Source organism: Streptomyces inusitatus (assembly GCF_014651115.1).
GTDB lineage: Bacteria > Actinomycetota > Actinomycetes > Streptomycetales > Streptomycetaceae > Streptomyces > Streptomyces amakusaensis.
The window spans coordinates 387,570-400,210 of the sequence record NZ_BMWG01000002.1 but is presented as its reverse complement, the minus strand read 5'-3'; the positions used below and the strand labels follow the sequence as shown (position 1 = coordinate 400,210).

Sequence of the window (12,641 nt, the reverse complement as noted above, 5' to 3'; positions counted from 1 at the left end):
TCGCACATGCGGAAGGGAGCGCGGTCAGTGGCGTCCCATCGACGGCCCTCACAGTCCGGTCTCACTCACAGTGCCAAGGTCACCGTCCTCTCCGCCGCGGCGGTCGCGACGGCCGCCGCGGCGTTCGGAGGCGTGCCGGCGAGCGCGGATCCGCACGGCGGCTCCCCACAGACGGCACAGGCGCGGGTGGACCGGCTGTTCGAGGAGGCGGAGAGCGCCACCGAGCGGTACAACGCGGCGGGCGAGCGGTCCGTGAAGCTGCGCCGGGCGCTCTCCCGGACCCAGGACGGCGTGGCGCGCGGCCAGGAGAACGTCAACCGGATGCGGCAGGCGCTCGGTTCGGTCGCGGGCGCGCAGTACCGCTCCGGCGGCATGGACCCCGCGCTCATCCTGCTGTTCTCCTCCGACCCCGACAGCTATCTCTCCAGGGCCGAGGCCCTGGAGCGCCTCGGCGAACGCCAGAACGCCGTACTGCGGGAGTTCCGCGTGGTCCAGCGCGAACTGGTCCAGGAGCGCTCGGAGGCCGCCCGAGCCCTGGCCGAACTGGAGCGCACCCGCGCCGCCGTGGCCCGCAGCAAGCGCGTCGTGGAGCGCAAACTCGCCGAGGCGCAGCGGCTGCTCAACACCCTCACGGCGCGCGAGCGGGACAAATTCACCCGCGCCTCCCGCTCCGGCCGGGACCGGGCCGCCCCCGGCGCCGTCGGCGCGCCGGCCGCCTCCTCCCGGGCCGCCGCCGCGCTCGGGGCGGCCCGGGCCGCCGTCGGCCGCCCCTATGTGTGGGGCGCCAACGGCCCCTCCGGCTTCGACTGTTCGGGCCTCACCCAGTGGTCGTACGCCCAGGCGGGCATCTCACTCCCGCGCACCTCCCAGGCGCAGCGCAACGCCGGCCGCCGGGTCTCGCTCGCCGAGGCCCGGCCCGGCGATCTGATCACCTACCGGTCCGACGCCAGTCATATCGCGATGTACGTGGGCAATGGCCAGGTTCTCCACGCCCCCTATCCGGGGGCCTCGGTCCGCTACGACCCGGTCGGGATGATGCCGGTCTCCGGGGTCACTCGCGTCTGACCGGTGCCGGGGTTCCGTACGATCGGCAGGGTGGCGGACGACAGGCGCGCGCGGCGCGCGAGGGGACGTGCCGGGGCGGGCCTCGCGCTCGTCGCGGCGGTGCTGGCCCCGGTGCTGCTCGCGGGCTGCGGCGAGGCCCCCGGGGACCGGGCGGGCGCCCCGGCGGAGATCCGCCGGGTGCTGGACGCCCGGGCGGCCGCCGTGCTCGCCCGCGACGAGCCCGGCTATCTCGCCGCGCTGGACCCCGCCGCGGACCGGCTGCGCGCCGAGGAGCTGCGGCACTTCCGCAATCTGACGGAGGTGCCCCTCGCCTCCTGGGAGTACCGCCTCGGCGAGGTGCGGCGGCGCGGCGACCGGGCGACCGCCGAGGCCGAGCTGCGCTACCGGATCTCCGGCTACGACTCCGGCCCCGTCACCGCCGCCCGCACCCTGGAGCTGGCCCGCCGCGACGGCCGCTGGCACCTCACCGCCGACCGCGCCGCCGAGGGCGGCGCCCAGCAGCTCTGGCACCAGGGCCCGGTCCGCGCGGTCCGCGGCGAACGCAGCCTGATCCTCGGCGTCGGCCACGACGAGGCCCGCCTCACTGCCCTCGCCCGCACCGCCGACCGCTCGGTCCCCGCCGTCTCCGACGCCTGGCCCACCCGCTGGGCCGGCCGGGTCGTGGTGCTCGCCCCCCGCTCACTGGAGGCCATGGGGGCCCTCCTCGGCGCCCCCGCCGCCGGATACCGCGGCATCGCCGCCGTCACCACCGGCGAGACCGGCACGACGGGGGAAGCCCCCGCGGACCGCGTCATCGTCAACCCGGCGGCCTACGACGCCCTCGGCGATTTCGGCAAGCGCGTCGTGATCACCCACGAGACCACCCATGTCGCCACCCGCGCCCACACCTCACCCGCCACCCCCATGTGGCTCTCCGAGGGCTTCGCCGACTGGGTCGCCTACCGCGACACCGGCCGCACCGCCGCCCAGACCGCCCCCGAACTCCACCGCGCCGTCCGCCGCGGCGACCTCCCTCCCACCCTCCCCGCCAACGACGACTTCGCCTTCGGCGGCTCCCCCCAAACCCTCGCCCGCGCCTACGAGAGCGGCTGGCTCGCCTGCGAACTCATCGCCGACCACTGGAGCGAGACCCACCTCACCGACTTCTACCGCGCCCTCACCCAAGCCCCCGACCCCACCACCGCCCTCCCCTCCGCCCTCACCACCATCCTCTCCACCACCCCCGAAGCCTTCACCGCTCTCTGGCACGACTACCTCCGCCAACGCCTGACCGACAAATAAAGCCTCAATCTCAGCCCCGCCGCGGCGGCACCGGGCCAGGTAAAAATCAGCCCCTCAGGGGCGTTCACCAGACGGGTGCCTCAAATTCAGCCCCGCCGGCGATTGAGGCGCGGGGGCTCGGGGGCAGCGCCCCCGACAACGGCCCGCACCCTCGTGCGCACCCGCAGCACCCCCCCCCCCCCCCCCCCCCCCCCCCCCCCCCCCCCCCCCCCCCCCCCCCCCCCCCCCCCCCGGGGGGGGGGGGGGGGAGCCCGGCGAGCGGGAGCGGCTGCGCCCGACGGACCCCTCGGCCGTCGCGGGCTACCGGCTCCTCGGCCGCCTCGGGGCGGGCGGCATGGGCGTCGTCTATCTGGGCCGTACGGAGGCGGGCGAGCTGGCCGCCGTCAAGGTCACCCTCGCCGACCAGGCGGAGGACCCCGACTTCCGGGCCCGCTTCCGCCGCGAGGTGGCCGCCGCCCGGCGGGTCTCCAGCCCCTGGGCGGTCCCGGTGACCGCCGCCGACCCGGACGCCCCCGAGCCCTGGCTCGCCACCGCGTTCGTCCCCGGCCCCTCGCTCGCGGAGGCGGTCGCCGCGCACGGCCCGCTGCCCCCGCGCAGCGCCCGGATCCTGGGCGCGGCGCTCGCCCGCGCGCTCGCCGCCGTCCACGCGGCCGGTCTGGTCCACCGCGACGTCAAACCCGGCAATGTGCTGCTCGCCGCCGACGGCCCGCGCCTGATCGACTTCGGTATCGCGCGCGCCGCCGACGAGACCGGAACCGCGATCACCGCCACGGACATGATCGTCGGCACCCCCGGCTTCCTCGCCCCCGAGCAGGCCGAGGCGCGCGGCTCCGAGATCGGCCCGCCCAGCGATGTCTTCGCGCTGGCCTGTCTGCTGGCGTACACCGTCACCGGACGGCTCCCCTTCGGCCGGGGCGCGGTGGACGCGCTGCTCTACCGCACGGTCCACGACGACCCCGACCTCCGGGGCGTCGAGGACGACGGACTCGCCGCGCTGCTCGCCGACTGCCTCGCCAAGGACCCGGCGCTGCGCCCCACGGCCGCCGAGGTCGCCGGGCGGCTGACCGAGGACGCCCCGCACGGCGCGGACTGGCTGCCGCCCGCCGTCGTACGGACCATCGCCGAGCGCTCGGCGAGGATGCTCGCGCTGCCCGACATCGAGCCCACCGAGCCCGGGAGGCCCCGGCCGCCGAGGACCGCGGGCCGCCGGAAGGCGCTGCTGGCGGCCGGTGGCGCCCTGCTCGCGGCGGGCGCGGGCGGCGGTCTCTGGGCCGCCCTGCGCCCGGAGGAGGGCTCCGGGGCCGGCCCGGACCGCGAGCGGAGCTGGACCATCGGCGTACAGGCCGATCTGACCGGCCCCCAGCGGGCACTGGGCATCGAGCAGGAGCGCGGGGCCCGGCTCGCGGTCGACGCGTTCAACACCCGCGCGGACCGGCCCTTCTCGCTCACCCTGACCACGGCGGACGACGCGGGCGACCCGGCCCGGGCGCTCGCCGCCGCCCGCCGTCTCGCCGCCGACCGTGAGGTCGCCGCCGTACTCGGCTCCACCGGCGACTACACCACCGAGGCGGTGCTGCCCGTCTACGAGGAGGCCGTGCTGCCGCTGATGTCGGTCTCGGCCGGATTCAACCGGCTGACCGAGGGGGTCAGCCGCTCCTTCACCCGGGCCTGTCCCGCGCACCCGGCGACCGCCGCCCAGCTCTCCTACGTACTCCAGTCCTTCTACCAGCGGCAGCTCAAGCGGCCCGTCGGCCGCCCGGGGGTGCTCCAGGACCGCGTCGACGAGCAGTACTCCTGGCAGTTCGCCGTACGCGCGACCTCGCTGCTCCGGAGCTACGGCCACCGTGTGCACCCCCGGGTGGTGCCCGCCTCGCTCGGCTCGTACGACTCCGTGATCGGCGAGATGGTGGACGCGGGCATCGACGCCTACCTCCACGCGGGCGGGGCCGCGACGGCGGCCAAGGCGGCCCGCGCGCTCAAGACGGCGGGGTTCGACGGGCCGCTCCTCGCCGGGCCGCGCGTGCTGAGCGAGGATTTCCTCAAGCTCGCGGGGGACGCCGCCGACGGCTGGGTGATCGGCTCCCCGGCCGCCGACACCGCCGGGGAACCGGCCGCGAAGCCCTTCGTGGCCGCGTACCGGAAGAAGTACGGCCGTACCCCCGGCTTCTACGCGGGGGAGGCGTTCGACGCGGTCGGTCTGCTGATCGGGCGGCTGGTCATGACCGCCCGCGAGCGCGGCGGTCCGCTGCCCGACCGGGCGGCGCTCGCCGACGCGGTGCGGATCAACCACTACCGGGGCGTCATGGGGAGCTACCGCTTCGACCGCGAGAAGGGCGATCTCGACACTCTCGGCACCCGGCTCTACCTCGCCGAGCGCGGCAGATTCCGCTTCCTCTCCGACGCCCCCACCGAGAAACCCGCCCCCGCCCGGAAGACGACCTGAGCCGTGCCCGAGCCCACGGCGGCGCTCCTGCCGCCACCCGGAGTCGCCGTATGCGCCCGCTGAAGACCGCCGACCCGTCCTCGATCGCCGGGTTCCGGCTGATCGGGCGGCTGGGCGCGGGCGGCATGGGCGTCGTCTATCTCGCCCGCTCGGCCCGGGGCACGCTCTGCGCGGTCAAGGTGATCAGGGCCGAGCACGCCGCCGACCCCGGCTTCCGGGCCCGCTTCCGGCGCGAGGCCGGGATCGCCCGGCTGATCACCGGCCCCGGGGCGGTGCGGGTGGTCGACGCGGACCCGGAGGCCGAGGAACCCTGGCTCGCCACCGAGTTCGTCCCCGGCCCCTCACTGGCGGAGGCCGTCGCGGCGCACGGCCCGCTGCCCGAGCACACCGTGCGCGCCCTCGGCGGCGGGCTCGCCGGGACCCTCGCCGGGGCGCACGAACAGGGCCTGATCCACCGCGACGTCAAACCCGGCAATGTGCTGCTCGCCCTCGACGGCCCGCGCCTGATCGACTTCGGCATCGCCCGCTCGGCGGGCGTCACCGCGCTGACCGCGACCGACGCCATGATCGGCACACCCGGCTATCTCTCCCCGGAACAGGCGCGGCTGGCCGGATCCGCCGAGGTCGGCCCGGCCGCCGACGTCTTCTCGCTCGGCTGCGTGCTCGCGTACGCCCTGACGGGCCGACGGCCCTTCGGTACGGGGATGGCGGCCGCGATCGTCTTCCGCACCGTCCACGAGGAGCCCGACCTCGACGGCGTACCGCCCGGACTGCTGCCGCTGCTGCGGTCCGCGCTGGCCAAGGACCCGGCGGCCCGCCCCACCGCGCGCGAGCTGGGGGCCGCGCTCGCCGATCCGCGCACCGGCGCGGCGGGCGGCCCCGGGACCGACTGGCTGCCCCCGGGGCTCCCCGCCCTGATCGCGGAGCGCTCGGCGCGCGTCCTCGATCTGCCCGTGCCGGAGCCGACCGTGGCCGTGGGGGGCCCGGCGACGCCGGGGGTACGGGGCTCACGCCGCCGCTTCCTCCTCCTGGGGACGGCGGCCGGAGCGGGCGGGGCCGCCGCGCTCTGGTTCGGCAGCCGCCCGTCCGGGCCCGGCACCGGGGCCGAGGCCGGGGCCGCCCCGCCGCGCCGGGTCATCGGGGTCCTCGCCGATCTGAGCGGCCCGGACAAGGCCGGCGGCAGAACCCGGGAGCGCGCCGCCCGGCTCGCCGCCGAGACCTTCAACGCGGCGCCCGACCGCCCCTTCGAGCTGGCCCTGCGCGTACGGGACGACGGCGGAGACCCTGGCAGGGCCCGTACGGCGGCCGAGGCGCTGGCGGCCGACCCGGCGGTCCTGGCCGTCGTCGACCTCACCGCCCGGAAGGTCACCCGGGCCACGGCGCTGCGCCACCGCGCCGCGCGACTGCCCCTGGTGGCGGTCGCGGCGGACTCCGCCCTGGCCCTGAACCCCGCCGAGCGGCGCGCCTACTTCGAGCTGCGTCCCGGGCACCGGTTTCTGCTCGGCTCCCTCACCCGCTACTTCGCCGTCCGGGGCGTCCGGCGCGTCGCCGTCGTGGCCGACCGGGCGAGCCCCGACTTCTCCTGGCCGGTCGCCATGCTGGCGACCGAAGTGCCGTTCGGCGCGGACGAGGTCGTCGTCCACTCCGTATCCGCATCCGCCCGGACCGAGGACTTCACCGCCCTGGCCCGCGCGGTGCTGACCGGCCGTTTCGACGGAGTGATCTACGCGGGGGACTCGCCGTCCCGCGCGGCGCGCCTGGCCCGTGCCCTGGCCGACCGCCGCTACACCGGGGTGCGCGGCGCGCTCGAACCCGTGCTGGAGCCGGAGTTCCTCGCCCGCGCCGGGGCCTCGGCCGAGGGCTGGGTCTTCGGCACGGCGTACACCGGCCCGGCGGCGCGGTCGGCGGCGGGTTCCCGGGCCGGGGCGTTTCTCGCCGCGTACCGAAAGCGCTGGAAGTCCTCGGAGCCGGAGCCAGGGCCGGGGCGGTACGCGGCGGAGGCGTACGACGCGGTGCTCTGGCTCGCCCGGGCGGTACGGGAGCCGGGCGGCGGGGGCGGGTCCGGTCGCGCCGCGCTGCTGGAGCGGCTGCGCGGGGTGAGGCACGAGGGAGCCGCCAAGACGATCGTCTTCCGCGACACCACCGAGCTGCTGGACGAGAGCGCGGGCGCGCTCTTCGTCCACCGGGTGGAGGGCGGCCGGGCCAGGTTCCTCGGCGAGCGCGGGACGGTCACCGCGAAGAGCTGAGGGCGCACGGGAAGGGCCCGGGAACGCCCTCGTCGGGTGTTCCCGGGCCCCTGCCCCTGCCCTTTGGACCGGCGCGTTATCCGGCGACGGTCCAGGTGTCGTTGCCGGCGAGGAGCGCGCCGAGGTCGCCCTTGCCCTGCTGTTCGACGGCGCTGTCGAGCTGCTCGGCCATGAGGGTGTCGTACACCGGCCGCTCGACGGAGCGCAGCACCCCGATCGGGGTGTGGTGCAGAGTGTCGGGGTCCGCCAGCCGGGAGAGCGCGAAGGCGGTGGTGGGGGAAGGGTTGTGGGCGTCGTGGACGAGGATCCGCGACTGGTTCTCCTCGGTGACCGCGACGACGGAGAGGTCCCCGGTCAGCGGGTCGCGGACGACGCCCTTGGCGTTGTCCGCGCCGAAGAGGATGGGCTGGCCGTGTTCGAGGCGGATGACGGCCTCCTGGGCCCGCTCCTTGTCCTTGAGGGCCTCGAACGCGCCGTCGTTGAAGATATTGCAGTTCTGGTAGATCTCGACCAGGGCGGTGCCGGGGTGGTCGGCGGCCTCGCGCAGCACCTGGGTGAGGTGCTTGCGGTCGGAGTCGATGGTGCGGGCGACGAAGGTGGCCTCGGCCCCGATCGCGAGGGAGACCGGGTTGAAGGGCGCGTCGAGTGAGCCCATCGGGGTCGACTTGGTGATCTTCCCGACCTCGGAGGTGGGGCTGTACTGGCCCTTGGTCAGCCCGTAGATCCGGTTGTTGAACAGCAGGATCTTGAGGTTGACATTGCGCCGCAGCGCGTGGATGAGGTGGTTGCCGCCGATGGAGAGGGCGTCTCCGTCGCCGGTGACGACCCAGACCGAGAGATCGCGGCGGGAGGTGGAGAGCCCGGTGGCGATCGCGGGCGCACGTCCGTGGATGGAGTGCATCCCGTAGGTGTTCATGTAATAGGGGAAGCGGGAGGAGCAGCCGATGCCGGAGACGAAGACGATGTTCTCTTTGGCGAGACCCAGTTCGGGCATGAAGCCCTGCACGGCGGCGAGGATGGCGTAGTCGCCGCAGCCGGGGCACCAGCGGACTTCCTGGTCGGACTTGAAGTCCTTCATGCTCTGCCGGGCTTCGGCCTTGGGGATCAGGGAGAGTGCCTCAGTCATGGATGGCCTCCTTGAGGGCCGTGGCGAGCTGGGCGGCTTTGAAGGGCATGCCGTTGACCTGGGTGTGGCTGTGGGTGTCGACCAGATACTTCGCCCGGAGGAGGGCGGAGAGCTGGCCGAGGTTCATCTCCGGGACGATCACGCGGCGGTAGTGGGCGAGGAGGGTGCCCAGATTCGCCGGGAAGGGGTTGAGATGCCGCAGATGCGCCTGGGCGATGGGGACGCCCTCGGCGCGCAGCCGGCGGACGGCGGCGGTGATGGGGCCGTAGGTGGAGCCCCAGCCCAGGACGAGGGTGGTCGCGCCGTCCGGGTCGTCGACCTCCAGATCGGGGACCCGGATGTTGTCGATCTTGGCCTGGCGGGTGCGGACCATGTGCTCGTGGTTGGCCGGGTCGTAGGAGATGTTGCCGGTGCCGTCCTGCTTCTCGATGCCGCCGATGCGGTGTTCGAGGCCGGGGGTGCCGGGGACCGCCCAGGGCCGCGCCAGGGTCTCGGGGTCGCGCTTGTAGGGCCAGAAGACCTCGGTGCCGTCGGCCTCGGTGTGGTTGGGGCCGGTGGCGAACTGAACCCGCAGGTCGGGCAGGGTCTCGGTCTCCGGTACGCGCCAGGGCTCGGAGCCGTTGGCGAGATAGCCGTCGGAGAGGAGGAAGACGGGGGTGCGGTAGGCCAGCGCGATCCGCGCCGCCTCCACCGCCGCGTCGAAGCAGTCCCCGGGGGTCATCGGGGCGACGACGGGCACGGGGGCCTCGCCGTTCCGTCCGTACATCGCCTGGAGCAGGTCGGCCTGTTCGGTCTTGGTGGGCAGACCGGTGGACGGGCCGCCGCGCTGGATGTCCACGATCAGCAGCGGCAGCTCCAGCGAGACCGCGAGTCCGATCGCCTCCGACTTGAGCGCGACACCGGGCCCGGAGGTCGTCGTCACGGCGAGGGAGCCGCCGAACGCCGCGCCGAGGGCCGCGCCGATGCCGGCGATCTCGTCCTCGGCCTGGAAGGTGCGGATGCCGAAGTTCTTGTGCCGGGACAGCTCGTGGAGGATGTCCGAGGCCGGGGTGATGGGGTAAGAGCCCAGGTAGAGCGGGAGCTCGGACTGCCGGGCGGCGGCGATCAGGCCGTAGGACAGGGCGAGGTTCCCGGAGATGTTGCGGTAGGTCCCGGTGGGGAAGGCGCTGGTGGCGGGGGCGACTTCGTAGGAGACCGCGAAGTCCTCGGTGGTCTCGCCGAAGTTCCAGCCCGCGCGGTAGGCGGTGATGTTCGCCTCGGCGATGTGGGGCTTCTTGGCGAACTTGGTCCGCAGGAACTTCTCCGTGCCCTCGGTGGGGCGGTGGTACATCCAGGAGAGCAGCCCGAGGGCGAACATGTTCTTGGAGCGTTCGGCCTCTTTGCGGGTGAGGCCGAAGTCCTTGAGCGCCTCCACGGTGAGTGTGGTCAGCGGTACCGGGTGGACGCGGTAGGCGTCGAGGGTGCCGTCGTCCAGGGGCGAGGTGGTGTAGCCGACCTTGGCCATGGCGCGTTTGGCGAACTCGTCGGTGTTGACGATGATCTCGCCGCCGTGGGGGACGTCCGCGAGGTTGGCCTTGAGCGCGGCCGGGTTCATCGCGACGAGGACGTCGGGCGCGTCGCCGGGGGTGAGGATGTCGTGGTCGGCGAAGTGGAGCTGGAACGAGGACACGCCCGGCAGGGTTCCCGCGGGGGCGCGGATCTCGGCGGGGAAGTTCGGCAGGGTGGACAGATCATTTCCGAATGAGGCGGTCTCCGAGGTGAACCGGTCACCCGTGAGCTGCATGCCGTCACCCGAGTCCCCCGCGAAACGGATGATCACCCGGTCCAGCCGGCGGACCTCTTTCGGCCCGGTTTCGGCGCCGGCGGCGGGCCCGCGCTGTTCACCGACGAGTGCCTCGTCGGCCCCGTCGGCCTCATCGGCGTGCTCGGCTGGGCTACTGACCTGACTGGTCACTGAACTGAACCTCCCTTGAGGCGGCTGTCCGGGCCGGTCGTCCCACTGGCCGGCCCAGAGCCACCCTACGTCGGTAAGGGTGGCCTACCCCGGACAGGCCGGGGAGTGGACGTCCCTTTGAGACACTTGGATGACCTGTTTTGTCATAATTTATCCACCCCGATATGGCGTCCAGTACAAGGCTCCCGCTCATTCTTTGGGTCTAGGACCAGGGGCTTTCGGCTCCGGGGCGGCGGCCCGCGCGGCTCACCGCGGGATCGTCACTGACGGAGCGTCAGCCCGCTGGGGGTCCCGCTACGAGTTGATGTACGTCAGCACCGCCAGCACCCGGCGGTGGTCCCCCTCGCTCGGGGAGAGGCCCAGCTTCTGGAAGATGTTGCTGACGTGCTTCTCCACCGCGCCGTCGCTCACCACCAACTGCCGGGCGACCGCGGAGTTCGTCCGCCCCTCGGCCATCAGACCGAGGACCTCCCGCTCACGCGGAGTGAGATTCGCCAGTACGTCCTGCTTACGGCTGCGGCCCAGCAGCTGGGCCACCACCTCGGGATCCAGCGCGGTGCCGCCCCGGGCGACCCGTACGACGGCGTCGACGAACTCCCGCACCTCCGCCACCCGGTCCTTGAGGAGGTATCCCACTCCCCGGCTGCTGCCCGCCAGCAGCTCGGTGGCGTACTGCTCCTCCACATACTGCGAGAGCACCAGCACCCCGATGCCGGGATGCTCCTTGCGCAGCCGCACGGCGGCCCTTACACCCTCGTCGGTGTGGGTGGGCGGCATCCGGACATCCGCCACCACGACATCCGGCAGCGCCCCCTGGTCCGCCAGCTCGCCGATTGTCTTGATCAGGGCCTCGCCGTCACCGACTCCCGCGACCACATCGTGGCCCCGGTCCTTCAGCAGACGGGTCAGCCCCTCCCGGAGCAGCACCGAATCCTCGGCGATGACCACTCGTACTCTGTCTCTGTCTCTGTCTCTCGCGGCGTCGTCTCTCACGGCGTCCCGCACGGCGTTCTCCACGGCGCTGATGCCCCCCTGTCGATCCCGGTACCGCCCTGTCCCCACCAGCATCCCAGCAACACGGCCGGAGTGCGGAGGACGGAGTGCGGTCCGCGGAGAGCCTCCAGGCGGACCGGGGTCAGCCGCGCCAGGGCAGCTCGGCGGTCACCGAGGTCGGCCCGCCGGCCGGCGAGTCGATGGCCAGGACCCCGTCGACCGCGCCCAGCCGCTCGGCCAGCCCGCGCAGACCGCTGCCCGCGGCGAGATCCGCGCCGCCCCGGCCGTCGTCCGTGACCTGGAGCATCAGCCGGCCGTCGGAGCACCAGACGTCCACCGAAGCCCGGCTCGCCCGGGCGTGCTTGCTGATGTTCTGGAGCAGCTCGGAGACGGTGAAGTAGGCGATGCCCTCGATGGCCGCCGCCGGGCGCTCCGCGAGATCCACCTCCACGGTCACCGGTACGGCGCACCGCGAGGCGATGGCGGAGAGCGCGGCGCTCAGGCCCCGGTCGGTGAGGACGGCGGGGTGGATGCCCCGGGCCAGGTCGCGCAGCTCCCGCAGGGCGAGCTTGACCTCGCCGTGGGCCTCGTCGACCATCGCGGCCGCGGCCTCGGGGTCCTCCAGGAGCTTCTCCTTCGCGAGACCGAGATCCATGGCGAGGGCGACGAGGCGGGCCTGCGCCCCGTCGTGGAGGTCGCGTTCGATGCGGCGGAGGTCGGCGGCGGCGGTGTCCACCACCACGCCCCGGTCCGACTCCAGCTCCACCACCCGGGTCGCCAGCCGCGAGGGCCCCAGCAGACCGCTGATCATCAGCCGGTCCACCTGCGCGAAGCCCCGGATCAGCCAGGCGGAGAGCAGCACCGTCGCCAGCCCCGCCGCCGACGCGCCCGCGATCTCGAAGGAGGTGTCCAGATAGAAGTTGTTGTTCCGCCCGTCACCGAAGACCTGGATGCCCGGCTGCCCGACGTAGGTCGGGAAGACCCACTGCCACAGCGGGTACGCCAGCAGCGCCCACCCCGTGACCCACAGCGTCAGCGACACCGTGAACGAGGTGATCGCCCAGGGGAGGTGCAGCAGCGCGTAGAGCAGATGACGCCAGGACACCCCGCTCTTGAGGACCGCGCCGACCCACGCCATCACGCCCTTCCCCTGCGGCCTGACCGGCTCGGGACGGTCCACGTCCAGCCCCAGCAGCGCCCGCGCCCGGCCGCGCTCCAGCGCGCCGAGGCCCCGGCAGGCCATCAGCCCGGCGGCCAGCACCGGCACACCCAGGAAGGTGATCAGCAGGCCCGCGCCGAGCGAGACGGTCACGACGGCGAGGACGAAGAAGAGCACGCTGATCGGCAGCCCCAGCAGCAGATGGCCGAACTCGCGCCAGGTGCGGCCCTCGAACGGGGCGCGCAGAGCCGGGGGGACGAAGGAGGAGCGGCTGCTCTCGGGCCGGTCCTGCCACTGGGCGCGGGGGTGGTCCGTGGCCATCGGTGCCGTCCGTTCTGCGATGCGGGCTGTCATGGATACAGAGTGCGCCGGTG

At 74.1% G+C, this 12,641-nt stretch carries 8 protein-coding genes; 4 read left to right on the top strand and 4 right to left on the bottom strand.

From position 1 onward, the window contains the following. The first annotated feature begins 27 nt into the window (after positions 1-27). From IE247_RS05655 to IE247_RS05640, 4 genes are all read left to right on the top strand, one after another. On the top strand, positions 28-1,065 hold the full coding sequence (locus IE247_RS05655; protein ID WP_190121754.1) for a C40 family peptidase: 1,038 nt from the start codon (positions 28-30) through the stop codon (positions 1,063-1,065). 30 nt (positions 1,066-1,095) lie between these two features. Then, a complete protein-coding gene (locus IE247_RS05650; protein WP_190121753.1) occupies positions 1,096-2,346 on the top strand; it encodes an amino acid adenylation domain-containing protein in 1,251 nt (416 codons plus the stop codon). A gap of 268 nt (positions 2,347-2,614) precedes the next feature. After that, complete coding sequence (locus IE247_RS05645; RefSeq protein WP_229868798.1) at positions 2,615-4,789, top strand: bifunctional serine/threonine-protein kinase/ABC transporter substrate-binding protein; 2,175 nt, start codon at positions 2,615-2,617, stop codon at positions 4,787-4,789. 50 nt (positions 4,790-4,839) lie between these two features. Then, positions 4,840-7,035, top strand: coding sequence for a bifunctional serine/threonine-protein kinase/ABC transporter substrate-binding protein (locus tag IE247_RS05640; protein ID WP_190121751.1), 2,196 nt, complete (start codon positions 4,840-4,842; stop codon positions 7,033-7,035). A gap of 76 nt (positions 7,036-7,111) precedes the next feature. Here IE247_RS05640 and IE247_RS05635 read toward each other — a convergent pair whose 3' ends face one another. The 4 genes from IE247_RS05635 to IE247_RS05620 form a co-directional block, all read right to left on the bottom strand. Next, complete coding sequence (locus tag IE247_RS05635; RefSeq protein WP_190121750.1) at positions 7,112-8,161, bottom strand: 2-oxoacid:ferredoxin oxidoreductase subunit beta; 1,050 nt, start codon at positions 8,159-8,161, stop codon at positions 7,112-7,114. Then, positions 8,154-10,115 carry a 2-oxoacid:acceptor oxidoreductase subunit alpha gene (locus IE247_RS05630; protein WP_190121749.1) on the bottom strand — a complete coding sequence of 654 codons (1,962 nt, stop codon included), beginning with the start codon at positions 10,113-10,115 and terminating at the stop codon, positions 8,154-8,156. Before IE247_RS05630 ends, IE247_RS05635 begins: the two co-directional genes overlap by 8 nt. Positions 10,116-10,409: 294 nt before the next feature. Continuing rightward, positions 10,410-11,063: a LuxR C-terminal-related transcriptional regulator gene (locus IE247_RS05625; RefSeq protein ID WP_506005032.1), complete on the bottom strand. Its 654-nt coding sequence runs from the start codon at positions 11,061-11,063 to the stop codon at positions 10,410-10,412. A 187-nt stretch (positions 11,064-11,250) separates the two neighbouring features. Further along, complete coding sequence (locus IE247_RS05620; RefSeq protein WP_373305523.1) at positions 11,251-12,588, bottom strand: sensor histidine kinase; 1,338 nt, start codon at positions 12,586-12,588, stop codon at positions 11,251-11,253. Positions 12,589-12,641 lie beyond the last annotated feature (53 nt).

Bases quoted from the DNA above. Each gene is read 5' to 3' on its own strand.
- IE247_RS05640 (WP_190121751.1), top strand. From the start codon at position 4,840: ATGCGCCCGCTGAAGACCGCCGACCCGTCCTCGATCGCCGGGTTCCGG.
- IE247_RS05635 (WP_190121750.1), bottom strand. From the start codon at position 8,161: ATGACTGAGGCACTCTCCCTGATCCCCAAGGCCGAAGCCCGGCAGAGC.
- IE247_RS05620 (WP_373305523.1), bottom strand. From the start codon at position 12,588: ATGGCCACGGACCACCCCCGCGCCCAGTGGCAGGACCGGCCCGAGAGC.